This is a genomic window from Streptomyces sp. NBC_00104, from assembly GCF_045160825.1.
In the GTDB taxonomy this organism is placed as follows: domain Bacteria; phylum Actinomycetota; class Actinomycetes; order Streptomycetales; family Streptomycetaceae; genus Streptomyces.
The window spans coordinates 2,711,446-2,734,161 of record NZ_CP108215.1 but is presented as its reverse complement, the minus strand read 5'-3'; the positions used below and the strand labels follow the sequence as shown (position 1 = coordinate 2,734,161).

Genomic DNA, 22,716 nt, shown 5'->3' with positions numbered 1-22,716 from the left:
ACAGTGAACTTTGCCGTTACGTACTGCCGGAGGCGCAGTGGATGTTTCAACGACCCTATGGGTCCTCACAGTTGTGGGCCTTGCCGCCCTCATCGCGGTCGACTTCTTCATCGGCCGCAAGCCCCATGACGTGTCCATCAAGGAAGCCGGAATCTGGACAGTCGTCTGGATCGTCCTGGCCGCCCTGTTCGGACTCGGGCTGCTCGTCTTCGGCGGCGGCCAGCCGGCCGGAGAGTTCTTCGCGGGCTTCATCACCGAGAAGTCCCTGAGCGTCGACAACCTCTTCGTCTTCGTCCTGATCATGGCGAAGTTCTCGGTGCCCTCGCAGTACCAGCAGAGGGTGCTGCTCGTCGGTGTGCTGATCGCCCTGGTGCTCCGCGCGATATTCATCGCGGCGGGCGCGGCGATCCTCGCCAGCTTCGCCTGGGTCTTCTACATCTTCGGCGCGTTCCTGATCTACACCGCCTGGAAGCTGATCCAGGAGGCCAGGGCCGACGAGCCGGAGGAGGAGTACGAGGAGAACAAGCTCCTCAAGGCCGTCGAGAAGCGCTTCGGTGTCGCCGACCGCTACCACGGCACCAAGCTGTGGATCGAGCAGAACGGCAAGCGCGTCATGACGCCGATGCTGGTCGTGATGCTCGCCATCGGCACCACGGACGTCCTCTTCGCGCTGGACTCCATCCCGGCGATCTTCGGCCTGACCCAGGACCCGTACATCGTGTTCACGGCCAACGCGTTCGCGCTCATGGGCCTGCGACAGCTGTACTTCCTCATCGGCGGCCTGCTGAAGAAGCTCGTCCACCTCTCCTACGGTCTGTCGGTCATCCTCGGCTTCATCGGTGTGAAGCTGGTGCTGCACGCACTGCACGAGTCCGGGGTCCACGTCCCCGAGATCTCCATCCCGGTGTCCCTCGGTGTGATCTGCGCGGTCCTGGTCGTCACCACGATCACCAGCCTGATCGCGTCCAAGAAGCAGGCGCAGGCCGAGGCCGAGCAGGAGAAGGCCGAAGGCGTCGAGAAGGACAGCATCGAGGCCTGACGGAGGCCGACACCGCACAACGATCAACTGATGGGGCCCCGTACGACGGAGACGCAGATCCACGGCGTCCACCGGAGTGCGGGGCCCCTTCACGTCTGAAAGGATCACCGCATGCTCGCTCGGCTCCGGTCGCTCACGACGCGATGGACTGCTGTCGTCCCGGTGGCCGCGGTCGTCGTGCTCGCTCTCACCTGGGGACGTGATCTGCCCGCCGCGGGCGTCGCCCTGGTGACGCTGGTGCTCGCGGGAGCCGTCCTGGCCGCCGTCCACCACGCCGAGGTCGTCGCACATCGGGCCGGCGAGCCGTTCGGTTCCCTCGTCCTCGCAGTCGCCGTCACGATCATCGAGGTCGCCCTGATCGTCACGTTGATGGCCGACGGCGGGGACAAGAGCTCGACCCTCGCCCGCGACACCGTCTTCGCCGCGGTGATGATCACCTGCAACGGCATCCTCGGCATCTGCCTGCTCGTCGCCTCACTGCGCCACGGACTCGCGGTCTTCAACCCGGAGGGCACCGGTGCCGCCCTTGCCACGGTCGCGACGCTGGCCACGCTCAGCCTGGTGCTTCCTACCTTCACCACCAGCAAGCCGGGCCCGGAGTTCTCCACGGCCCAGCTCACCTTCGCGGCACTGTCCTCACTCGCCTTGTACGGCCTGTTCGTGGCGACGCAGACCGTACGCCACCGGGACTACTTCCTGCCGATCACCCGGCAGGGCGAGGTGATCACCGAGGACGACCACGCCGAGGCACCGTCGGCCCGGACCGCCGGGATCAGCCTCGGACTGCTCGGCCTGGCGCTCGTCGGCGTGGTGGGGCTCGCCAAGGGCGTCTCGCCGACCATCGAGTCCGGTGTCGAGGCGGCCGGTCTGCCGCCCGCCGTCGTCGGTGTGATCATCGCGCTGCTCGTCCTGCTGCCCGAGACCATCGCAGCCCTGCGGGCGGCCCGCCGTGACCGCGTCCAGACCAGCCTCAACCTCGCCCTCGGCTCCGCGATGGCGAGCATCGGTCTGACCATCCCGGCCGTCGCCCTTGCCTCCGTCTGGCTCTCCGGACCGCTCGTCCTCGGCCTCGGCGCCACCCACATGGTGCTGCTCGCCCTGACCGTCGTGGTGGCCTCGCTGACCGTGGTCCCGGGGCGCGCGACACCACTGCAGGGCGGCGTCCACCTGGTGCTGTTCGCGGCGTATCTGGAGCTGGCGGTGAACCCGTAGAGCGGGTCGGTGAACCCGTGGACCCGGTCGGTGAATCCGTAGGCCGGGTCGGTTGCCCCGTGGACCGGGTGCCGGTGGATCCGTGGACCGGGTGCCGGAACCCGTGGCAACGCGGTCGGTGAGTCCACGGCGTCGGTGCTCACCCCGTGGCGGCCTCCGCCTCCGCCGTCGTCGCCAGAGGTACCGGCCGGGTCTCCGGCAGCAGCGCGAAGCAGCCGAGGCTCAGCAGGGCGATCCCGGTCAGATACGCGCCCACGGCCCAGGGCACCCGCCCGCCCTGGGCCACGGCGGTTGCCACGATCGGTGTGAGGGCGCCGCCCACCACCCCGCCGAGGTTGTAGCCGACAGCGGCCCCCGTGCAGCGCACCCGGGGTTCGTACAACTCGGGCAGGTACGCGGCGATGACGGCGAACATCGTGACGAACGCGAGCATCGCCACGAGGAAGCCGAAGAAGATCAGCAGAGGTTCGCCGGTCGACAGCAGCGCGACCATGGGGAACATCCACAGCACGGTGACGGCACAGCCGATCAGGCACATCGGGCGCCGCCCGTACCGGTCGCCGAGCACCGCCGCCAGCGGCGTCAGAGCCCCCTTCACCACCACGGCGCCCATGATGCAGGTCAGCATGACCGTGCGGCTCACCCCGAGTCTCTCCGTGCCGTACGACAGCGACCAGGTCGTCACCGAGTAGAACACCGCGTACCCGATCGAGAGCGCCCCGGCCGTCAGCAGGACAAGACGCCAGTGGCCGCGCACCACCTCGGCGAGCGGAACGCGCGCGGGCTCGTCGATCTCCAGGAACTGCGGGCTCTCCGCGAGCGACGACCGCAACCACAGCCCCGCGACGGCGAGCACGCCCGCAGCCCAGAACGGCACCCGCCACCCCCAGGCGGCGAACTGCGCCTCCGTCAGGCTCGCCGACAGCGCCAGCATCACCCCGTTGGCCAGCAGGAACCCCACCGCGGGCCCGACCTGGGGGAAGCTCGACCACAGTCCACGCCGATCGGCCGGCGCGTGCTCCGCCGTCAGCAGCACCGCACCACCCCACTCCCCGCCGAGCCCGAGCCCCTGCAGGAAGCGCAGCACGAGGAGGAGGAAGGGGGCGGTCACACCGATCGAGTCGAACGTGGGGACGCAGCCGACGGCCACGGTCGCGCCCCCGGTCAGCAGCAGCGAGGCGACGAGCACCGGCCGTCTCCCGTGCCGGTCCCCGATGTGCCCGAACAGCACCGAGCCCAGCGGCCGCGCCACGAACCCGACCCCGAAGGTCGCGAAGGCCGCGAGGGTCCCGGCCAGGGGCGAGAACGTCGGGAAGAACAGCGGCCCCAGGACGAGGGCCGCCGCCGTCCCGTAGACGAAGAAGTCGTAGAACTCGATGGCTGTCCCCGCGAGCGAGGCGCACGCGAGTCGCAGCATGGAGGGCGGTTTCACGGTGCGTGCAGGTTCCATGCCGCGTCAACTACCCACGGTGACGGGCGGTTACGGGGGGCGTGCGGAGGCCCGTTCGAGGTCACTGCGCCTCTGGAGGCGTCAACGGGTCTCAGTAGGTCACCGTGATGCGCCGGGCGGGCCCGTCCACCCGGATCACGCCCCCGTAGGGGATGACGAGCTGGGGATCGGTGTGTCCGAGATCGACGTCGAAGACGATCGTGGTGTCGGGGGCGTACGTCCGCATGGCGCGCAGAACGGCCTCCCGCTGTCCGGCCGCATAACGGGCCGCCTCCCCGGGGGTGTTGGGTTGTTCGAAGGACCAGGCCTTGGGACGGCCCATCAGGAGTGCCGGGAAGCGCTGGAGCAGGCCGCGCTCGCCCATGTTGCGCAGGGTGCGGAAGACCTCCTCGCCGCTGGGCAGTTCCTCCGAGGTCTCCAGGAAGAGCACGCCGCCGTCGAGGACGGACAGGTCGCGCGGCACCTCACGGTCGGCCATCAGCAGCCAGCCGAGGATCTCCAGACAGCCGCCCCAACTCCGGCCCTCCACCACGCGGTCGGGATTCACCCAGGTCCATCCGGCGCCGGGCACGGTCTCCGGCTCCGCGTCAAAGGTCGCGGCGTCGGCCCAGTCACGGTTGACGTCGTTGAAGTGCTCGGCGGGCCGCAGTTCGTACGGCCCCGAGGTGAACAGGGCGGCACGCAGGGAGTCCGCGGTCAGCGGGTCCATGGCGACGGACCTGCCCAGCGAGGTCATCACGGTCCCGCCGTGGTAGCCGACGATGCCGGTGCCGTACAGGAAGGCCAACAGGTTGGTGTTGTCGCTCATGCCGAAGAACGGCTTGGGGTTGGCCCGCAGCAACTCCCGGTCGAGGAACGGCAGCACGGTGATCTGGTCGTCGCCGCCGATCGACGTGAACACCGCCTTGATGTCCGGGTCGGCGAAGGCCGCGTGGATGTCGTCGGCCCGCTGCTGCGGCGTCGAGTCCATCTTCCGGGTCGTCGGGTACTCGACCGGTTCGAGGCCGTACTCCTCACGTAACCGCTGCAGGCCCAGTTCGTAGGGCCGTGGGAAGAGCTCGGGCAGGCCGGCGCCGGGGGAGAGGACGGCGACACGGTCGCCGGGGGAGGGCTTGGTCGGATACGAAGGCGTGGTCATGCGGGGAGGGTATGGTCTCCTGCCCCGCGGTTTCACCGTGATAAACCGGGGGCGAGCAGCGGTCCCGGTTGGGCCGCGCACCCCCGACGGACCGGAGGAACCGTGCCCCGCAGCCTGGCCAACGCCCCGATCATGATTCTCAACGGCCCCAACCTGAACCTCCTGGGGCAGCGCCAGCCCGAGATCTACGGTTCGGACACGCTCGCCGACGTCGAGGCGATGTGCGCCAAGGCGGCGGCCGCGCACGGGGGGACGGTGGACTTCCGGCAGTCCAACCACGAGGGCGAACTGGTCGACTGGATCCACGAGGCACGGCTCCACCACAGCGGGATCGTCATCAACCCCGGTGCCTACTCGCACACCTCCGTGGCGATCCTCGACGCCCTCAACACCTGTGACGGGCTGCCGGTGCTGGAGGTGCACATCTCCAACATCCACCAGCGCGAGACGTTCCGGCACCACTCGTACGTCTCCCTGCGCGCCGACGGGGTCATCGCCGGCTGCGGCGTGCAGGGCTATGTGTTCGGCGTGGAGAGAGTCGCCGCGCTGGCGGGGGCGGGGAAGACCGAGGCGTAAGCCCCGATCTCCAGGCGGGCGCCCCTTACAGGCGGCCCGCCTCCACGATCCGGCGCAGGAACTGCCGGGTGCGTTCCTGCCGCGGGTCGCCGAAGACCTGCTCCGCGGTGCCGTGTTCCAGCACCACACCTCCGTCCAGAAAACACACCTGGTCGGCGACGTCGCGGGCGAAGCCCATCTCGTGCGTGGCCAGCACCATCGTCATGCCGTCAGCCTTCAGGTCACGGACGACGTTGAGGACTTCGCCGACCAGTTCCGGATCGAGGGCCGCGGTGATCTCGTCGAGGAGCAGCAGTCGGGGGCGTACGGCCAGGGCGCGCACGATCGCCACGCGCTGTTGCTGTCCGCCGCTGAGCCGGTCGGGGTAGGCGTGTGCCTTCCCGCTCAGTCCCAGGCGGTCCAGGAGCTCACGGGCCCGTTCCTCGGCCTCCGCGCGGGGAACGCCGTGCACCCGGCACGGGGCGAGGGTGATGTTGTCCAGCACCGTCATGTGCGGGAACAGGTTGTACGACTGGAAGACCACGCCGATACGGCGCCGTACCGCGTCCTGGTCGACGCGCGGATCGGTGATCTCCTCGCCGTCCAGCCAGATCGCCCCGTCGTCGATCTCCTCCAGGAGGTTGGCGCAGCGCAGCAGCGTCGACTTGCCGGACCCGGAGGCGCCGATCAGCGCGGTCACGGTGTGCGGGGGGACCTCCAGATCGACGTCCCGCAGCACGACCGAACCGCCGAAGGTCTTGCGGACGGACTCCATCCGCAGCACGGGGGAGTCCTCCGAGGCGTCCACGGTCTCTCGGGTGTCGCTCATGTCGTCCCTCCCTGCGCCCGCTGTCGGTCCATCCGGGCCGTGACCCAGTCGGTCAAGCGGGTCATCGGGATGGTGAGGGCGACGAAGACCAGTCCCGCGACGATGTACGGCGTGTAGTTGAGGCTGCGGCCCACGATGATGTCGGCCGCGCGCACCGCGTCGATCGCGCCGCCGATCGAGACCAGGCCGGTGTCCTTCTGCAGGGACACGAGGTCGTTGAGGAGGGGCGGCACCTGACGGCGTACCGCCTGGGGGAGCACGACGTGCCGCAGCGCCTGCCGGTTGGTGAGGCCCAGGGAGCGGGCCGCCGCGCGCTGCGACGGGTGCACGGACTCGATGCCGGCGCGGAACACCTCGGCGACGTACGCCGAGTACGTGAGCGTCAGCGCGGTGCCGCCGAGCAGTACCGGGTCGACGGTCACGCCCTGGAGCCTGAGCGCGGGGACGCCCAGGACCACGATCATCAGGTTGATGATCAGCGGCAGACCGCGGAAGAAGTCGGTGTAGGCGGCGGCCAGCGCCCGCAGGGGGAAGAACACCGGGCCGCGCAGGGTTCGCGCGACGGCGATGAGCATGCCGAGGACGAGCACGGCGACACCGCAGATCAGCAGCAGACGGACGTTGAGCCAGAGCCCTTCGAGGACCTTGGGAAACGCCTCGCGCGCGTACTCCGCGCTGAAGAACGTCTCCTTGGTGCGCGGCCAGCCGGGCGCGTTCACGACGACGAGATAGAGGACGACGCCCGTGACCAGTGTCGACAGGGCGGCGATGCCCGTGGCGCGGCGGGCCCGGGAGCGCTTGTAGTTCTCCCGGTCGAGCCGCCGCCGCGAGGGGACGTAGCCGTCGTCCTCGCCAAGCATGTCGCCGTTGTCGTCCGCGTCCTCCTGGCCGGACTCCTCCTTCACGACCGTCACTTGAGCACCGGGGCGTCGACGGCGTCGGAGAGCCACTCCTGCTCGATCTTGGCCAGTGTGCCGTCCTCGCGCAGGGCGTCCACGGCGCCCGTCACGCAGGACGTGAGGGCGCTGCCCTTGTCGAGGACGAGTCCGAACTGCTCGGGCGTGCCGCCCTGGTTCTCGAACTGGCCGACGATCGTCGCGTCCGTCACCTCGGCCGCCGTGATGTAGAACGCGGTCGGCAGGTCGACCACGATCGCGTCGATCTGGCCGTTCTTCAGCGCGGACTTGGCCTGGTCGTTCTTCGAGTAGGCGGCGGCGTCCTGGGTCGGCTTCACCACGTCGTCGATGTAGTTCAGGCTGGTGGTGCCGACCTGGGCACCGAGGTGCAGCTTCTTGAGGTCCGCGATGCCGGTGGCCTTCGCGGCCTCGGAGTCCTTCAGCGCGATGACGGCCTGGCGCACGTCGTAGTAGCCCGACGAGAAGTCCACGGCCTTCTTGCGCTCGTCGCTGACCGACACCTGGTTGATGTCGAAGTCGAAGGTCTTCTCACCCGGCGCGAAGGCCTTGTTGAAGGGCACGCTCTGCCAGACGACGTCCGCCTTGTCGAAGCCGAGCTCCTTGGCCACGGCGTACGCGACCGCCGACTCGAAGCCCTCACCGTTCTTCGGGTCGTCGTTCTTGAACCAGGGCTCGTACGCAGGTGAGTCCGTGGCGATCGTCAGCTTGCCGGCGGCCTCCGTGCTCAACTCGTCCTTGGCGCAGGACGCTCCGGACGCCGAGGCGGAGGCCGAGCCGGAGGTGTCCTCCTCCGGCTGCGGGGCGCAGCCCACCGCGGCGGTGGCGAGCAGGGCGGCCAGGGCGGCGGAGGCGGCACGGCGCGGGGAGCGCGAGGCGCGCAGGACAGGACGCATGGCGTGAGATTGACAGCGTGACGTCCTGTTTGTCGAGGTCACATGCGTCATTGTCCGCATTGTGGGAACGTGTGTTGCATTCCTGTGAACGCTCGGCGGGGCCGCCGGCCGAGGGCGGGGATTGGGAGGCCGGCGGCCCATCCGCGCGGGAGCCGTCATCCCGTGCGGACCTGCTTCCAGTGGACTACGCCACGGCGTGCGCCGGGAGCGCGCGCGTGACATCGGCGCGTGCGTTCGATTCACACGGGGCGCGTGCGGACGTGCCCGCGCCCCCTGTCGGTCGCCTCACCAACTGCCATACGGCACCCGGGAGTTCACCAGCCCCGCGCGCGCCACTCCGGCAGGTGCGGACGCTCCGCGCCGAGCGTCGTGTCGTTGCCGTGGCCCGGGTAGACCCACGTCTCGTCGGGCAGCGCGTCGAAGATCTTCGTCTCCACGTCGTGGATGAGACGGGCGAACGCCTCAGGGTCCTTACGGGTGTTGCCCACGCCGCCCGGGAAAAGGCAGTCTCCGGTGAACACATGCGGATGCCCGTGCGCGTCGTCGTAGACGAGGGCGATCGAACCCGGCGTGTGACCCACCAGGTGGCGCGCGGTGAGTTCCACGCGCCCCACCCGGATCGTGTCCCCGTCGCCGACGGGTACGTCGGTCGGCACCGGGATGCCCTCGGCGTCGTCCCGGCCCGCGTACGTACGGGCGCCGGTGGCCGCCACGACCTCGGCGAGCGCCTGCCAGTGGTCGCCGTGCTGATGCGTGGTGACGACGGACGCGATCCCGTCGTTGCCGATCAGGGTGAGCAGTGTGCCGGCGTCGTTCGCGGCGTCGATCAGCAGCTGCTCGTCGGTGGCCCGGCAGCGCAGCAGATACGCGTTGTTGTTCATCGGGCCGACCGCGACCTTGGAGATCATCAGGTCCCCCAGCTCGTGCACATCCGCCGGGCCGCCGACCTTCACCGCTCCGCTGTACGTCATGGTCGTCAGTCTAGGACGCGGGGGACCACGAGGCCGCTACAGCGGGGGAAGCGCCGGGAGGGCACCGCCTTCGACGTGCAGGGCGCTGCCGTCGCGCCGCCCCGCGAGCCAGCCGAGGAGATCGGCCTGGCTGCCGGTGACCGTGAGATCGGGGAGCGGCGGCCGGTAGCCGCTGTCGAGCTGCTCCTCGGTGACGCCCTCGACGGCTCCGGTGGGGATCATCCGCCCGTCGTCCTGTCTGATCATCAGTGCGGGGACACCGGGGTGGTTGCGGAATCGGTCGGTGAGGAAGTTGATCTCGCGCTGGGCGAACTCCTCCGGCAGATCCTCCAGCTCGTACCCGATCCCCAGGTCCACGTGGTGGATCTCCACCTCGATCCATCGCCGGAAGGGCACCCGGGACGCGGAATCCGTGACCCCGTTGCGCAGCTCGACCGTGCGGGACCAGTCCCCGGAGACCGAGGCGGCGTCCTGGAAGCGGCCCGCGCTGTCGCGTACGTCGGCGAGCTGGGCCTTCAGGGGGCGCGGGGCGTCCCGCTCGATGTCGGCGTCCCGGGCCTCCCCGGAGACGTACATGGGGCGCCCTTCGAGGACGTTCGTGAGCGCGTCCGCGTTGCGGGCGAGGTGGGCGAGGACGTGACCGCGGGTCCAGCCGGGCAGCCGTGACGGCTGGGTCACAGCGGCGTTGTCCAGTTCGCCGACCGCGCTGAGTAGCCGGTCGGTCGCTTCGCACACAGAGGCCAGGTCACGCGCGTGATCCATCATGACCCCCGACCCTAGCCCCGCCACACCTTCGGGTGAAGGAGTCCGGTCAGGCCCGCAAATCGAATGCACGTGCTATATGGTCGGGTGCGGCGTCGGGCATGCTGGAAGACCCGGGATTGTTGTGGAACGGGGAAACAGGACCGGCGCTGTCAGTGGCTCCCCCTAGTCTGTGGAAGACGGGGGCTCCGGCCCCTGTCACTTCACTCAAGAAAGGTGCGGACCGGCGTGGCCGACCGTCTCATCGTCCGTGGCGCGCGCGAGCACAACCTGAAGAACGTCTCGCTCGACCTGCCACGCGACTCGCTCATCGTCTTCACGGGCCTGTCGGGGTCGGGCAAGTCCTCGCTGGCCTTCGACACCATCTTCGCCGAGGGGCAGCGCCGGTACGTCGAGTCGCTCTCCTCCTATGCCCGGCAGTTCCTCGGGCAGATGGACAAGCCGGACGTCGACTTCATCGAGGGTCTGTCCCCGGCGGTCTCCATCGACCAGAAGTCGACCTCGCGCAACCCGCGCTCGACGGTCGGCACGATCACCGAGGTCTACGACTACCTGCGGCTTCTCTTCGCGCGCATCGGCAAGCCGCACTGTCCCGAGTGCGGCCGCCCGATCTCCCGCCAGTCGCCGCAGGCCATCGTCGACCGGGTGCTGGAGCTGCCCGAGGGCAGCCGCTTCCAGGTCCTCTCGCCGCTGGTGCGTGAGCGCAAGGGCGAGTTCGTCGACCTCTTCGCGGATCTCCAGACCAAGGGGTACAGCCGCGCGCGGGTGGACGGCGAGACCGTCCAGCTCTCCAACCCGCCCACCCTGAAGAAGCAGGAGAAGCACACCATCGAGGTGGTCGTCGACCGCCTCACGGTGAAGGACTCCGCCAAGCGCCGCCTCACCGACTCGGTGGAGACCGCCCTCGGCCTCTCCGGCGGCATGGTCGTGCTCGACTTCGTCGACCTCCCCGAGGACGACCCCGAGCGCGAGCGCATGTTCTCGGAGCACCTGTACTGCACCTACGACGACCTGTCCTTCGAGGAGCTGGAGCCCCGCTCCTTCTCCTTCAACTCGCCCTTCGGCGCCTGTCCCGACTGCAGCGGCATCGGTACGCGCATGGAGGTCGACGCCGAGCTGATCGTCCCGGACGAGGACAAGTCGCTCGACGAGGGCGCCATCCACCCCTGGTCGCACGGCCACACCAAGGACTACTTCGGCCGCCTCATCGGAGCCCTCGCGGACGCGTTGGGATTCCGGACCGACATCCCCTTCGCCGGTCTCCCGCAGCGCGCGAAGAAGGCCCTGCTGTACGGCCACAAGACGCAGATCGAGGTCCGTTACCGCAACCGGTACGGCCGCGAGCGTGTGTACACCACGGCCTTCGAGGGCGCCGTCCCCTTCGTGAAGCGGCGGCACAGCGAGGCCGAGAGCGACGCCAGCCGTGAGCGCTTCGAGGGCTACATGCGCGAGGTGCCCTGCCCCACCTGCGCGGGCACACGGCTGAAGCCGATCGTCCTCGCGGTCACGATCATGGAGAAGTCGATCGCCGAGGTCTCCGCCATGTCGATCAGCGACTGCGCGGACTTCCTGGGCGAGCTCAAGCTCAACGCCCGCGACAAGAAGATCGCCGAGCGGGTGCTGAAGGAGGTCAACGAACGGCTGCGGTTCCTGGTCGACGTCGGCCTCGACTACCTCTCGCTGAACCGCGCGGCCGGCACGCTCTCCGGCGGCGAGGCCCAGCGCATCCGTCTGGCCACCCAGATCGGCTCCGGTCTCGTCGGCGTCCTCTACGTCCTCGACGAGCCCTCCATCGGTCTGCACCAGCGCGACAACCACCGGCTCATCGAGACCCTGGTCCGGCTGCGCGACATGGGTAACACGCTCATCGTCGTCGAGCACGACGAGGACACCATCAAGATGGCCGACTGGATCGTCGACATCGGTCCCGGCGCGGGCGAGCACGGCGGCAAGGTCGTGCACAGCGGCTCCCTGAAGGAGCTGCTCGACAACGCCGAGTCGCAGACCGGGCAGTACCTGTCGGGGCGGAAGGCCATCCCGCTGCCCGACATCCGCCGCCCGCTCGACCCGACCCGGCAGCTCACCGTGCACGGCGCCCGGGAGAACAACCTCCAGGACATCGACGTCTCGTTCCCGCTGGGCGTCTTCACGGCCGTCACGGGTGTGTCCGGCTCCGGCAAGTCCACGCTGGTCAACGACATCCTGTACACGCACCTGGCCCGCGAACTGAACGGCGCCCGGAACGTCCCGGGGCGGCACACACGCGTGGACGGCGACGACCTCGTCGACAAGGTGGTGCACGTCGACCAGTCGCCGATCGGCCGCACGCCCCGGTCCAACCCGGCGACGTACACCGGCGTCTTCGACCACGTCCGCAAGCTGTTCGCCGAGACCACCGAGGCGAAGGTCCGTGGTTATCTGCCCGGCCGCTTCTCCTTCAACGTCAAGGGCGGCCGCTGCGAGAACTGCGCGGGCGACGGCACCATCAAGATCGAGATGAACTTCCTCCCGGACGTCTACGTCCCGTGCGAGGTCTGCCACGGCGCCCGGTACAACCGGGAGACCCTGGAGGTCCACTACAAGGGCAAGTCCATCGCCGATGTGCTGAACATGCCCATCGAGGAGGCGACGGACTTCTTCGAGGCCGTCCCCGCGATCGCCCGCCACCTCAGGACCCTGAAGGACGTCGGCCTCGGCTACGTCCGGCTGGGCCAGGCCGCCACCACCCTGTCCGGCGGTGAGGCACAGCGCGTGAAGCTCGCCAGCGAGCTCCAGAAGCGCTCCACCGGACGCACGGTCTACGTCCTGGACGAGCCGACCACCGGTCTGCACTTCGAGGACATCAGCAAGCTCCTCACGGTGCTGTCCGGCCTGGTGGACAAGGGCAACACGGTCATCGTCATCGAGCACAACCTCGACGTCATCAAGACCGCGGACTGGGTCGTCGACATGGGTCCCGAGGGCGGCGCCGGCGGTGGCCTCGTCATCGCCGAGGGCACGCCCGAGCAGGTCGCCGGGGTTCCGGCCAGCCACACGGGCAAGTTCCTGCGGGAGATTCTCGGCGCCGACCGGATCAGCGACGCGGCCCCGATGAAGGCACCGCGCAAGGCGGCGGCGAAGAGGACGGTCGCCGCCAAGTCGCCGGCGAGGACGACGGCGACGGCCCGGACGACCACGGCCGCCAAGACCACGGCCGCCAAGACCACGGCCGCCAAGACCACGGCCGCCAAGACCACGGCCGCCAAGACCACGGCCGCGAAGAAGGCGGCCGCGACCACGGAGAAGGCGACCCCCGCGAAGAAGACCACGCGGGCACGCAAGGCCTGAGGCATCGGCACGACAGATCGTGCCAAGTCCGGAGAAACACGGCGGCCCGCGGGAACTCCCCGCGGGCCGCCGCACGTTCCCCCTCAACCGCCCCGGGCCCTGCGGCAGTCAGCCCACCTGACCCTGGGCACGGATCTCGTGGGACCGGCTAGACCTCGCCCACCTCCGCCGCGTACGGCGGCTCGGCGCCCGCTCGGGAGCAGGTGATCGCCGCCGCGCGGGCGGCGAAGCGCAGCAGGCGGGTCCAGTCGTCGGCGCCCAGGGCCGCGAGGGCCGCGTCGGAGAGGGCGCCCCGGGCCGACAGGCCGTGGAGGAGGGCCGCGTTGACCGTGTCACCGGCGCCGATGGTGTCGACGACGTCGACCTTCTCGCCCGGTACGGAGTGCTCCGCGCCGACCCGGGTGTGGACGGTCAGGCCGTCGCCGCCGTGGGTGATGACGACGGCGGCGGGTCCTGAGTCCAGCCACAGGCGTGGGGTGCCGCCCAGCCACTCCGCGTCCTCCTCGGAGAGCTTGAGCAACGACACCGAGGGCAGCCAGCTCTTGAAGCGGGCCCGGTAGGCGTCCGCGTCGGGGATCAGAGCGGGCCGGATGTTGGGGTCGAGGGCGGTGAACACCCCCTGGGCCGCGCCGGCGTGCATCAGCTCCTCGTACGCGCTCGCGCCGGGTTCCAGCACGAGTGAGCAGGTGCCGAAGGAGACGGCCCGGGTGCCGTCGGGGAGCCGCTCGGGGGCCTCGAACAGGCGGTCGGCGCTGCCCTCGACGTAGAAGGAGTACCGGGCCGAGCCGCCCGCACCGATCGAGGCCACGGCGAGGGTCGTCGGCTCGGGGCCGCGCTGCACCGCGGCCACGTCCACCCCCGCGTCCCGCAGGCCGCCCAACAGGGCCTCGCCGTACGCGTCGTACGACACCCGGGAGCAGAAGGCGGTGGGGGAGCCGAGGCGGCCGAGTGCCACGGCCGTGTTGTAGGGGCCGCCGCCGCGTGCCGGCCGCAGATCCACGAGCGGGCCCGCGCCCTGCGGGACCAGGTCGATCAGGGCTTCACCGGCGACGACGATCACGAGGCGGATCCTTTCTCGGGGCTCTCGGCCGGAAAGTATCGCAAAGCCTCGCGCACCGCGACGATCCGCCGTCCCGGAGGACCGGCCCGCTCACACGCGCCCGCCGCTCCGAGATCCGGCAGGTCACCCCCAGTCCCACCCGATTCCCACGATCCCCGTCCGCACCCGTGGTTCGACGAGGTGGACCGACCGGTGCAGGCCGCTCAGGGGGAGGGTCTGCCGGCCGCTGCGGGGGGCCGCGGCGGAGTGCTGGCTGAAGCGGTGGCAGCGCAGGGGCAGGGCGCGTTCGTCGAAGCGGACCTGGAGCGCGTACTGGCCACCCGAGGAGCGGAAGCCGCGGACGTACTCGGTGCAGACACCGGCCGTGCCGTCGTCGAAGCCGTAGCGGAAGAGGAACGTATCGCCGCTGCGCAGCCGGGTGTCGAAGAGGAGCTCGGCGACGAGGACACCGGTGTCATGGTCCCAGCGCACCCGCCCGCTGCGGCAGTTCTCCAGGGCGCGGACGGCCATCCGCTCCGGTGCGCAGCCCGGGTCGCCGTGGTGGACGGCCACATAGCGGTCCACGCCGTCCTTGTGGGCGCGCACGATGTGCTGGGACTCGCGGCCCAGCAGCTCCCGGTACGCGCCGACGCGGACCCGCTCGTGGTGGCCGACGGTGTGCACGCCGCCGTCGAGCGGCACCTCCAGCTCGCTGAGGAGCCGTTCCAGGACGCCGGAGGCCTCCACGACGGAGCGGTACGAGCGGCCGGCGGGGCGTTCCGGGCCGGACTGCTCGTCGGCCCGGGCGAGCAGCCGGATCAGCGACTCGTCCGGGAGCTGGAGAATCTCCTCCAGGGCCCGCACGGCCCGCAGCGACTCGGGACGCTGCGGACGCCGGGCGCCCTGCTGCCAGTAACTGAGGCTCGTGACACCGACCTTGACCCCGTAGCGCGACAGATGGTGCTGCACGCGTTGCAGCGGCAGCCCGCGGGCGGCGATCGCGGCGCGCAGCGCGACATGGAAGGGGCCGCCCCGCAGGACCGACTCCAGCTCCGCCGTGGCGACATCCGTGACCGTGGCGACGTCCGCGTGCTCTGTGGCCTGCCGCATGCAGGGGCCTTTCTGTAGGGGAGTGCGCGACGTGTGCTCGGACCGCGCGGGCCGATCGGGGCGCCCCGGTGGGCGCTCGGGGCTCCAGGGCCCTTGGGGGTCCGTCTTCACATCCGTACGACGGCGTTCCTTGCCCCGGGTTCCTCCGCATTGAAGCGTGTTGACCAAGTCCCGACAACACCTGACGCGTGACATGGCCGGACACCAACGGCAAGATCCTCACTGCGCCGGGGACCCGTGATCAGGCCCCAGCAGGTTCCGAAGGGCCTGTCCCGAGAGCTTCGACTTGTGCAGAAAACCCCGGGCGGGGCTGGCGGCGACCAGTTCCTGCATGTCGTCCAGCGGGTGTGTGGAGGTCAGGATGATGACGGACGCGGCGGTGCGCGCGAGCCTCGGCGCGAGGTCCAGCCCGCTCTCGCCGTTGAGATCGATGTCCAACAGGACGAGATCCGGGGCCAGTTCCACGGCCCGTGCCAGCGCCTCCGCGCCCGTGGAGGCCACGCCGACGACGCGGATCCCGTCGCGTTCCAGCAGCGTACGGGCAGCCTCCAGGAACCGGGCACTGTCATCGACGAGGAGACAGCGCATGGACATGGTGACAGCCTCCCAAGGTGGTCATGGGCGCACATTCCGGCTAGCGGGAAAGTGTCGGCGCCGCCGGATTCCCGTCAGCCGGAATGTGCTGCGGTCCTGTGCCGGATCAACGGGTTCACTCTCACCCAGGGAATCGAACGCGACACGGCGAGTAGCATGTCGCTGCTCCGGGGGCCGTGCCGTCCGGTCGAGTGGGGGTGTGCGATGAAGACGCAACGCCGGGACCTGGGAAGACGTCCCGTTCGCCGTGGACTGGTGTCGGGCGCGGCGGTGGCCGCGCTGCTCCTGGCCGGGTGCGGTGGCGGTGACGACGACGGCCGGGCGGACGAGGAGGGCAAGGCGGCCGGCGACACGACCTGCGACGGGAGGATCGACGGCACCGCCCACATCACGATGTGGTTCCACGCGGGGCAGAGCGGCGAACAGACCACGCTGAAGAGCCAGGTCAAGGAGTTCAACAGGTCCCAGCGGCAGGTGCGGGTCGAGTTGGTCACCCTGCCCGAGCAGCGTCCGTACACCGAACTCGTGCTGTCCGCGGCGGCCAGCGGCGACCTGCCCGACCTGCTCGACTTCGACGGCCCGAACCTCTACAGCTACGCCTGGTCCGGCACCCTCAAGCCGATCGACTCCTGCGTCCCCGCGAGGATCCGCAGCGACCTGCTCCCCTCCATCCGTGAACAGGGCACGTACGACAAGCGGTTCTGGGGAGTCGGCACGTTCGACTCCGGACTCGGCCTGTACGTACGGCCGTCGGTGCTGAAGAAGGCCGGGGTCCGGGTGCCGAAGGGCGTCGACGACGCCTGGACCGCCGACGAGCTGACGAAGATCCTGCGCAAGCTGCGCGCGGAGGGCTACGAGGCGCCGCTCGACCTGAACTTCACCGACTCCAAGCTCGCCGACGAGTGGAACACCTACGCCTTCGCGCCGGCCGTGTGGTCGGCGGGCGGCGACCTCATCGACCCCGAGGAGTTCCGCACGGCCGACGGGTTCCTCAACGGCCCGGAGTCCGTCGGGGCGCTCACCACCATGCAGCGCTGGGTGGAGGAGGGATATGTCGACAGGGACGAGGAGAAGGACAGGAGCGCGTTCGTGAAGGGCCGCAGCCCCATCTCCTGGATGGGGCACTGGAGGTACGGCGAGTTCAGCGAGGCGCACCCCGGCGACGTGGCGATCGTGCCGCTGCCCGACTTCGGCACGGGTACCGTCACCGGAATGGGTTCCTGGCAGTGGGGCATCCCCTCCGGGGGCGCCGACGGCGACGCGGTCTGGCGCTTCCTGGAGTACCTGTTGCGGCCCGAGCAGGTGGCCAGGATGAGCGAGGCCAACGGCGCGATCCCGGCGACGGAGGGGGCCGTGAAGCTGTCCCCTCGGTACGACGAGGACGGCGCGGAGCGGTTGTTCATCGAGCAGTTGCGCAGTGGGACCGCCCGGCCCAGGCCACAGACACCGGCGTACCCGTCGGTCACCGTCGCCTTCTCGCAGGCGGTCGCCGACGTCGTCTTCTCGGGAGCGCCCGCGAAGAAGACGCTGGACGAGGCGGTCGAGGCAATCGACCAGGATCTCGCCGCCCACGACGGTTACCCGAAGAGCGGGCCGTGACCCGCGCCGCCGGACCCCGGCCAAGCACTCCCCGGGCGCCCGGCCGGCGCAGCGTTTCGAGGACACCCCGCCGTGCCCGGTCGGCCCTTCTGCTCTGCATGGCCCTGCTGTTCTCGGGCTGCGACGCGGGCGGGGACGACGGCGGCGAGAACACCCGGCGGGGCTCCGACGCGACCTGCGACGGGCGGATCGACGCCCCCGCACAGATCACGATGTGGTTCCACGAGCCGTCGGCGCGCGGTGAACTGGAGGCCGTGCGGGCCCAGGTTCGGGCCTTCAACACCTCCCAGGACGACGTGACGGTCCGACTCGTCCGCCTCCCCGAGGGCGACTACGGCGACCTGGTCCGTACGGCGGCCGCCGACGGCGAACTGCCCGACCTGCTCGACTTCGACGCCCCGAAACTGTTCAGCCACGCCTGGGCCGGCGAGCTCCGGCCGATCGACTCCTGCGTCCCGGAGTCCCTGCGCGCGGACCTGCTCCCCTCCGTCCTCGAACAGGGCACCTACCGGGGCAGGCTGTGGGGCCTGGGCACGTTCGACTCCGGACTCGGTCTGTACGTACGGCCGTCGGTGCTGAAGAAGGCGGGCGTACGCGTCCCGAAGGGCATCGGCGACGCCTGGACCGCCGACGAGTTCACCGGCATCCTGAAGAAGCTGCGCGCCCTGGGCTACGAGAGGCCGCTGGACCTCCAGATGCCGTGGGCCGGCACCGAATGGGGAACGTACGGCTTCGCGCCGGTCGTGTGGTCGGCGGGCGGCGACCTGATCGAACGCTCCACCTACCGAACGGCCGACGGCGTCCTCAACGGGCCGCGGTCGGTCGAGGCGCTGACGACGCTGCAGGGCTGGGTGAAGGCGGGGTATGTGGACGCGAACGAGGACCTTGGGGCCTTCCAGAAGGGCAGAAGTCCCGTGTCCTGGAACGGCCACTGGAGGTACGGCGAGTTCAGCGAGGCCCACCCGGGCGACGTGGCGATCGTGCCGCTGCCCGACTTCGGCACGGGCAGCGCGACCGGGATGGGTTCCTGGCAGTGGGGCGTCCCCGCGGGCGCGGCCGACGGCGACGCCGTGTGGCGCTTCCTGGCTTTCCTGCTGCGCCCCGACGAAATCCTGCGGATGACCGACGTCAACGGCGGGATACCCGCCACCGGCACCGCGATCGAACGCACCGACGCGTTCGCCGAGGGCGGCCCCGGACGCCTCTACATAGAACAACTGCGCGACGGCGCCGCCCGCCCCCGGCCCCAGACCCCCGCCTACCCGGCGATCACCGAGGCCTTCGCCGGGGCGTTCGCGAAGATCATGCGGGGAGCGGCCGTGAAGCCCGCCCTGGACGAGGCGGTGCGTGCCGTCGACAAGGATCTGGCGGACCACGGGCACTACCCCCCGACCGGACCGTGAGGTCCTGCCGTGCTCCGCCCACCGCCTCGCGGACGAGTCCCCTCCCCGCGTCCCTCCGCGGGGCGAGTCCGCCGCCGCGCCGCGACCGTGGGCAGCGTCCCGTTCCTGGCACGGCTGCGCGTCGGCCCCAAGCTGATGCTGCTCGTCCTGCTGCCGGTCACCGTCCTGCTGGCCTTCACCGCGCTCGCCGCCGTGCCCCAGTGGGAGGAGGCGCGGACCCTGCGCGACTTCGACACCGCGATCGAGGTGTCGTTCGTGACCAGCGAGGTCGCAGGCGCCATAGCCCGCGAGCGGATCGCCGCGGTCGAGGCCCGGCTCAGCGCCGAACCGGACACGCTGCGCGGCCGGTCGGAGGCCCAGCGGATCACCGACGACGCGCTGCGGCGGGCCTTCGGGGAAGCCGTCGAACGGCAGCCGGAGCCCGACGTCGCCGGGGTCCTCGACGCCGTACGCCGCCAACTGCACGCCCTGCGGGTCCAGACGGGCACCGGCTCGCTGGACGCGCAAGCCGTGACCCAGCGGTACGAGGTCATCGAGAACAAAGTGCTCGACATAGTCGCCGCCCTCGAGTCCGGCCGTCCCACCAGGGCCTCGGGCCGCGCGGCCGACGCCCACATCGCGATGCTGCGGGCCACCGCCGCCGCCGAGAGCGAACGGGCGGAACTCGCCATCGTCTTCCACACACCCGGCGAGGGGCGGACCACCGCCGCCGCGGGCCGCTGGACCGAACTGGAGAAGGCCCAGCTCAGGGCCTTCCAGCAGACAGCCTCGGACGAGCTGAACGCCGAACTGCACACCGCGATCTTCCAGGCCCCCGGACGCGCCGTCCGCAAGGCCCGCGACCTGCTCGCCGACACCGCCTCCCGGCCCGCCGACCGGCCCTCGTACGACAGTTGGCTCAGCGACTCCGAGGACTACGTGGACGCGCTGCGCGGCATCCAGGACCGGGCCGCCCGCGAACTCGACGCCATCGCGCACCGCGACCTGCGCGCCACCCGGACCCAGGCCGTCACCGAACTTGCCGTCTCCCTCGGCGTCCTGGCACTCGTCACCCTCCTCGCGCTGGCCCTGCGCCGCTCGATCACCCGCCCCCTCGGCCAGGTCTCCGAGGGCGCCCGCGCCCTGTCGGACGGCGACCTCTCGTACGACATCCGCTACGCGGGACGCGACGAACTCGGCGACGTCGCCGACACGTTCCGCGAGCTGCGGGTGACCAGTGAACGGCTGGCCGGCGAGATCCGGGACATGAACACGGCGATCGACGCGGGCCGGCTCGGACACCGGGCCGACGTCGACTCCTTCGACGGCACCTGGGCCCAGCTGCTGGGCGGCATGAACGGCACCATGGCGTCCTTCGCCGCCGCCCACGGCCGGCGCAGACGGGCCGAACAGGAGCTGGAGGGCATCTTCAACCTCTCCCTGGACCTGCTCTGCATCAGCGGCGTCGACGGCTACTTCAAGCGCGTCAACCCGGCCTTCGAACGCACCCTGGGCTATCCGATCGAGACGCTGACCTCCCGGCCGCTCGTGGAATTCGTCCACGAGGACGACCGGGACAGCACCTGCGAAGCCATCGCGCTGCTGGCGGGCGGCGCCGAGGTCGCCGAGTTCGAGAACCGGTACATCCGCGCCGACGGCACCGAGCGCTGGCTGCAGTGGAGCGCCCGGCCGGTCCCCCGGGAGGGTCTCATCTACGCCGCCGCCCGCGACGTCACCGAGAGCCGCCGGGCCGCGCTCGAACAGAGCGCGCTGCGCCGGGTCGCCACCGCGGTCGCGCGCGGCGTGCCGCCGTCCGAGGTGTTCGGGAAGGTGGCCGAGGAAGTGGGATCCCTGCTGGGGACGGCCGCGGCCGTCCTGCGGTACGAGCCCGACGGCAGCGTCAAGGTCCTGGGGATCGCGCACGCGCGCGTGGACGCGACCGCCGAGGCCGCCCGTACGACGCGTCGGGAGGCGGCCCGCAAGGCGATCGAGGAGGTGGCCCGGACCGGGGGCGCCGCCCGGTCGGACACCTCGGTGGGTGCCCCCATCGTGGTCGAGGGCCGGCTGTGGGGAGCCGTCGTGGCGGCCTCGCTGCTCGATCCGCTGCCCGAGGGCACCGAGTCCCGGCTCGTCGACTTCACCGAACTGATCGCCACCGCGATCGCCAACGCCGACAGCCGCGACCAGCTGACCGCCTCTCGCGCGCGCGTGGTCGCCGCCGGGGACGCCTCCCGGCGGCGCATCGAACGCGATCTGCACGACGGCGTCCAGCAGCGCCTGGTCTCCCTCCAGCTGGAGCTGCGGATGACCGAGACCCTGGTGGAGGACCCCTCCTCGGAACTCGCCCAGCGGCTCGACCATCTGGCCAAGGGCCTCGACGACGCCTTCCAGGACCTGCTCCAGGTGGCCCGGGGCATCCACCCGTCCGTCCTCTCCAAGGGCGGCCTGGGCCCCGCCCTGCGTGCTCTGGCCCGCCGCGCCGCCATCCCCGTGGAACTCGACCTCGGGTTCACCCGCGCCCGCTTCCCGGAACAGGTCGAGGTGGCCGCGTACTACGTCACCTCCGAGAGCCTCACCAACGCCGTCAAGCACGCGCGCGCGACGGTGGTGACCGTGGCGGCCGCGGAGCGCTCGGGCGTCCTGGAGCTGGTCATCCGCGACGACGGCGTCGGGGGAGCGGAACCCGACAAGGGTTCGGGCCTGATCGGGCTCATCGACCGGGTGGAGGCGATCGGCGGCAGGTTGACGCTCGCCAGCCCTCCCGGCAGCGGTACGACGCTGACCGTGCGCCTGCCGCTGACGCCGCCGGACGAGGCCGAGGCGGTAGCACTGCCGCGTACGTGACCGCCCGAAGCGTACGCGGTGAGGCCCGTTCAAAGGGGGGAGTCCGGGCCCCGGTACGGGCGTACGTTCCGGGCGGTCGAATCGGACGGCGGAGACGGCCGTCCGGCTCTGGGGCAGGCGGATGTCTCGCCGTCTCGTGTTTGAGGCGTCGGTCCACCCGCGGCTGCACTTCTCCGAGCATTGCGGGCAAACGTCCAGGTGTCTTCATGGCCCGCCCCCAACTAGGCTTCCTGCTAGCCGTAAGACCCGTGTTCGGGCAGGCTGTTGGGACGAACGGGACAGGTCGGGCAAGGGGGAGACCGAGACCATGCAGGCCGATCAGCATCCGGTGCGCGGGCGGGTGGTGCTCGCGGACGACGACGTGCTCCTGCGGGAGGGGCTGGCGAGCCTCTGCGAGCGCGTCGGCTACGAGGTGGCCGGGCAGGCCGGCGACGCCGCCGGGCTCATGGAGCTGGTGGAGACCGAGCTCCCGGACATCGCGATCGTCGACATCCGGATGCCGCCCACGCAGTCCACCGAGGGGCTGAAGGCGGCCAGCACCATCCGGGAGCGGTATCCGTCGGTCGGGATCCTGGTCCTGTCGGCCTTCGTCGAGGTCGAGGACGCCTTGGAGCTGCTGGCCGGGGGGCGCGCCATCGGCTACCTGCTCAAGAGCCGGATCACCGTCGTCGACGAGTTCCTGGAGACCCTCGACCGCATCCGCCGGGGTGGGTCGGTGGTCGATCCGTCGCTGGTGCAGGAGCTGGTGGCCGCGCAGCGTCGTGACGACCCGCTGTCGATGCTCAGCAATCGCGAGCGGGAGGTTCTCGGCCTGATGGCCGAGGGGCGGTCCAACGCCGGGATCGGTCGTCGGCTGTGGGTCACCGAGGGGACGGTCGAGAAGCATGTGCGGAGCATCCTGGGGAAGCTGCGGTTGCCCGAGGAGCCGGATGATCATCGGCGGGTGCTGGCCGTGCTGACGTTCCTGGAGACGCGCTGAGGGCTCGGTCCCGAGACGGCCCCGCGCCCCTGCGGGGGTGCGGGCCCCCCGCGATGTCGGCGGGCGCCAGTAGGGT

18 protein-coding genes are annotated in these 22,716 nt (G+C 70.7%); 8 read left to right on the top strand and 10 right to left on the bottom strand.

Translation table 11 applies throughout. The features are described from left to right. Positions 1 to 37: 37 nt before the first annotated feature. Together OG272_RS11810 and OG272_RS11805 are read left to right on the top strand one after the other, a co-directional pair. Positions 38 to 1,039, top strand: a complete 1,002-nt coding sequence (locus tag OG272_RS11810) for a TerC/Alx family metal homeostasis membrane protein (RefSeq protein ID WP_326583587.1) — start codon at positions 38 to 40, stop codon at positions 1,037 to 1,039. Between the two features lie 111 nt (positions 1,040 to 1,150). Continuing rightward, the gene (locus OG272_RS11805) at positions 1,151 to 2,251 is read left to right on the top strand and encodes a calcium:proton antiporter (RefSeq protein ID WP_405893238.1); all 1,101 of its coding nucleotides are present in this window, start codon (positions 1,151 to 1,153) and stop codon (positions 2,249 to 2,251) included. 139 nt (positions 2,252 to 2,390) lie between these two features. Here OG272_RS11805 and OG272_RS11800 read toward each other — a convergent pair whose 3' ends face one another. Both OG272_RS11800 and OG272_RS11795 read right to left on the bottom strand, forming a co-directional pair. Next, positions 2,391 to 3,668 (bottom strand): MFS transporter, encoded by a 1,278-nt coding sequence (locus OG272_RS11800; protein ID WP_327730255.1) that lies wholly within the window; start codon positions 3,666 to 3,668, stop codon positions 2,391 to 2,393. Between the two features lie 124 nt (positions 3,669 to 3,792). Continuing rightward, positions 3,793 to 4,839, bottom strand: a complete 1,047-nt coding sequence (locus tag OG272_RS11795; protein WP_328222755.1) for a S66 peptidase family protein — start codon at positions 4,837 to 4,839, stop codon at positions 3,793 to 3,795. Positions 4,840 to 4,941: 102 nt separating this feature from the next. Between OG272_RS11795 and aroQ the strand changes: the two genes are divergently transcribed. After that, a complete protein-coding gene (gene aroQ, locus OG272_RS11790) occupies positions 4,942 to 5,415 on the top strand; it encodes a type II 3-dehydroquinate dehydratase (RefSeq protein WP_327730257.1) in 474 nt (157 codons plus the stop codon). Positions 5,416 to 5,440: 25 nt separating this feature from the next. Here the strand turns inward: aroQ and OG272_RS11785 are convergent, their stop codons facing one another. The 5 genes from OG272_RS11785 to OG272_RS11765 form a co-directional block, all read right to left on the bottom strand. Continuing rightward, positions 5,441 to 6,223, bottom strand: a complete 783-nt coding sequence (locus OG272_RS11785; protein ID WP_327730258.1) for an amino acid ABC transporter ATP-binding protein — start codon at positions 6,221 to 6,223, stop codon at positions 5,441 to 5,443. Further along, positions 6,220 to 7,137 carry an amino acid ABC transporter permease gene (locus OG272_RS11780; protein ID WP_327730259.1) on the bottom strand — a complete coding sequence of 306 codons (918 nt, stop codon included), beginning with the start codon at positions 7,135 to 7,137 and terminating at the stop codon, positions 6,220 to 6,222. The genes OG272_RS11785 and OG272_RS11780 overlap by 4 nt, the downstream gene beginning before the upstream one ends. Then, a complete protein-coding gene (locus tag OG272_RS11775) occupies positions 7,134 to 8,033 on the bottom strand; it encodes an ABC transporter substrate-binding protein (RefSeq protein WP_327730260.1) in 900 nt (299 codons plus the stop codon). Before OG272_RS11775 ends, OG272_RS11780 begins: the two co-directional genes overlap by 4 nt. A 314-nt stretch (positions 8,034 to 8,347) precedes the next feature. After that, the gene (locus OG272_RS11770; protein ID WP_327730261.1) at positions 8,348 to 9,004 is read right to left on the bottom strand and encodes an MBL fold metallo-hydrolase; all 657 of its coding nucleotides are present in this window, start codon (positions 9,002 to 9,004) and stop codon (positions 8,348 to 8,350) included. A gap of 36 nt (positions 9,005 to 9,040) precedes the next feature. Next, the gene (locus tag OG272_RS11765) at positions 9,041 to 9,769 is read right to left on the bottom strand and encodes a maleylpyruvate isomerase family mycothiol-dependent enzyme (protein ID WP_328222754.1); all 729 of its coding nucleotides are present in this window, start codon (positions 9,767 to 9,769) and stop codon (positions 9,041 to 9,043) included. A gap of 225 nt (positions 9,770 to 9,994) precedes the next feature. Here OG272_RS11765 and uvrA point away from each other — a divergent pair, with 225 nt between their 5' ends. Then, positions 9,995 to 13,093 (top strand): excinuclease ABC subunit UvrA, encoded by a 3,099-nt coding sequence (gene uvrA, locus OG272_RS11760; RefSeq protein ID WP_327730263.1) that lies wholly within the window; start codon positions 9,995 to 9,997, stop codon positions 13,091 to 13,093. Positions 13,094 to 13,241: 148 nt separating this feature from the next. Here uvrA and OG272_RS11755 read toward each other — a convergent pair whose 3' ends face one another. From OG272_RS11755 to OG272_RS11745, 3 genes are all read right to left on the bottom strand, one after another. After that, positions 13,242 to 14,153: a carbohydrate kinase gene (locus OG272_RS11755; RefSeq protein ID WP_327730264.1), complete on the bottom strand. Its 912-nt coding sequence runs from the start codon at positions 14,151 to 14,153 to the stop codon at positions 13,242 to 13,244. Positions 14,154 to 14,276: 123 nt separating this feature from the next. Beyond that, the gene (locus tag OG272_RS11750; RefSeq protein WP_327730265.1) at positions 14,277 to 15,242 is read right to left on the bottom strand and encodes a hypothetical protein; all 966 of its coding nucleotides are present in this window, start codon (positions 15,240 to 15,242) and stop codon (positions 14,277 to 14,279) included. 219 nt (positions 15,243 to 15,461) lie between these two features. Continuing rightward, the gene (locus OG272_RS11745; RefSeq protein WP_327730266.1) at positions 15,462 to 15,836 is read right to left on the bottom strand and encodes a response regulator transcription factor; all 375 of its coding nucleotides are present in this window, start codon (positions 15,834 to 15,836) and stop codon (positions 15,462 to 15,464) included. 204 nt (positions 15,837 to 16,040) lie between these two features. Between OG272_RS11745 and OG272_RS11740 the strand changes: the two genes are divergently transcribed. The 4 genes from OG272_RS11740 to OG272_RS11725 all read left to right on the top strand — a co-directional run bounded on the left by OG272_RS11740 (position 16,041) and on the right by OG272_RS11725 (position 22,640). Next, positions 16,041 to 17,435, top strand: coding sequence for a sugar ABC transporter substrate-binding protein (locus tag OG272_RS11740; RefSeq protein WP_327730267.1), 1,395 nt, complete (start codon positions 16,041 to 16,043; stop codon positions 17,433 to 17,435). Between the two features lie 98 nt (positions 17,436 to 17,533). Next, positions 17,534 to 18,838 (top strand): extracellular solute-binding protein, encoded by a 1,305-nt coding sequence (locus OG272_RS11735; RefSeq protein WP_326583602.1) that lies wholly within the window; start codon positions 17,534 to 17,536, stop codon positions 18,836 to 18,838. A 135-nt stretch (positions 18,839 to 18,973) separates the two neighbouring features. After that, positions 18,974 to 21,661 carry a PAS domain S-box protein gene (locus OG272_RS11730; protein WP_327732283.1) on the top strand — a complete coding sequence of 896 codons (2,688 nt, stop codon included), beginning with the start codon at positions 18,974 to 18,976 and terminating at the stop codon, positions 21,659 to 21,661. Positions 21,662 to 21,968: 307 nt separating this feature from the next. Further along, positions 21,969 to 22,640 (top strand): response regulator transcription factor, encoded by a 672-nt coding sequence (locus tag OG272_RS11725; RefSeq protein ID WP_326583603.1) that lies wholly within the window; start codon positions 21,969 to 21,971, stop codon positions 22,638 to 22,640. The last annotated feature ends 76 nt before the right edge of the window (positions 22,641 to 22,716 follow it).

Coding starts and splice junctions, on each gene's coding strand:
- OG272_RS11805 (WP_405893238.1), top strand. CDS start 1,151: ATGCTCGCTCGGCTCCGGTCGCTCACGACGCGATGGACTGCTGTCGTC.
- OG272_RS11800 (WP_327730255.1), bottom strand. CDS start 3,668: ATGCTGCGACTCGCGTGCGCCTCGCTCGCGGGGACAGCCATCGAGTTC.
- OG272_RS11795 (WP_328222755.1), bottom strand. CDS start 4,839: ATGACCACGCCTTCGTATCCGACCAAGCCCTCCCCCGGCGACCGTGTC.
- OG272_RS11785 (WP_327730258.1), bottom strand. CDS start 6,223: ATGAGCGACACCCGAGAGACCGTGGACGCCTCGGAGGACTCCCCCGTG.
- OG272_RS11775 (WP_327730260.1), bottom strand. CDS start 8,033: ATGCGTCCTGTCCTGCGCGCCTCGCGCTCCCCGCGCCGTGCCGCCTCC.
- OG272_RS11770 (WP_327730261.1), bottom strand. CDS start 9,004: ATGACGTACAGCGGAGCGGTGAAGGTCGGCGGCCCGGCGGATGTGCAC.
- OG272_RS11765 (WP_328222754.1), bottom strand. CDS start 9,769: ATGATGGATCACGCGCGTGACCTGGCCTCTGTGTGCGAAGCGACCGAC.
- OG272_RS11750 (WP_327730265.1), bottom strand. CDS start 15,242: ATGCGGCAGGCCACAGAGCACGCGGACGTCGCCACGGTCACGGATGTC.
- OG272_RS11745 (WP_327730266.1), bottom strand. CDS start 15,836: ATGTCCATGCGCTGTCTCCTCGTCGATGACAGTGCCCGGTTCCTGGAG.
- OG272_RS11740 (WP_327730267.1), top strand. CDS start 16,041: ATGAAGACGCAACGCCGGGACCTGGGAAGACGTCCCGTTCGCCGTGGA.
- OG272_RS11735 (WP_326583602.1), top strand. CDS start 17,534: ATGGCCCTGCTGTTCTCGGGCTGCGACGCGGGCGGGGACGACGGCGGC.
- OG272_RS11730 (WP_327732283.1), top strand. CDS start 18,974: ATGCTGCTCGTCCTGCTGCCGGTCACCGTCCTGCTGGCCTTCACCGCG.
- OG272_RS11725 (WP_326583603.1), top strand. CDS start 21,969: ATGCAGGCCGATCAGCATCCGGTGCGCGGGCGGGTGGTGCTCGCGGAC.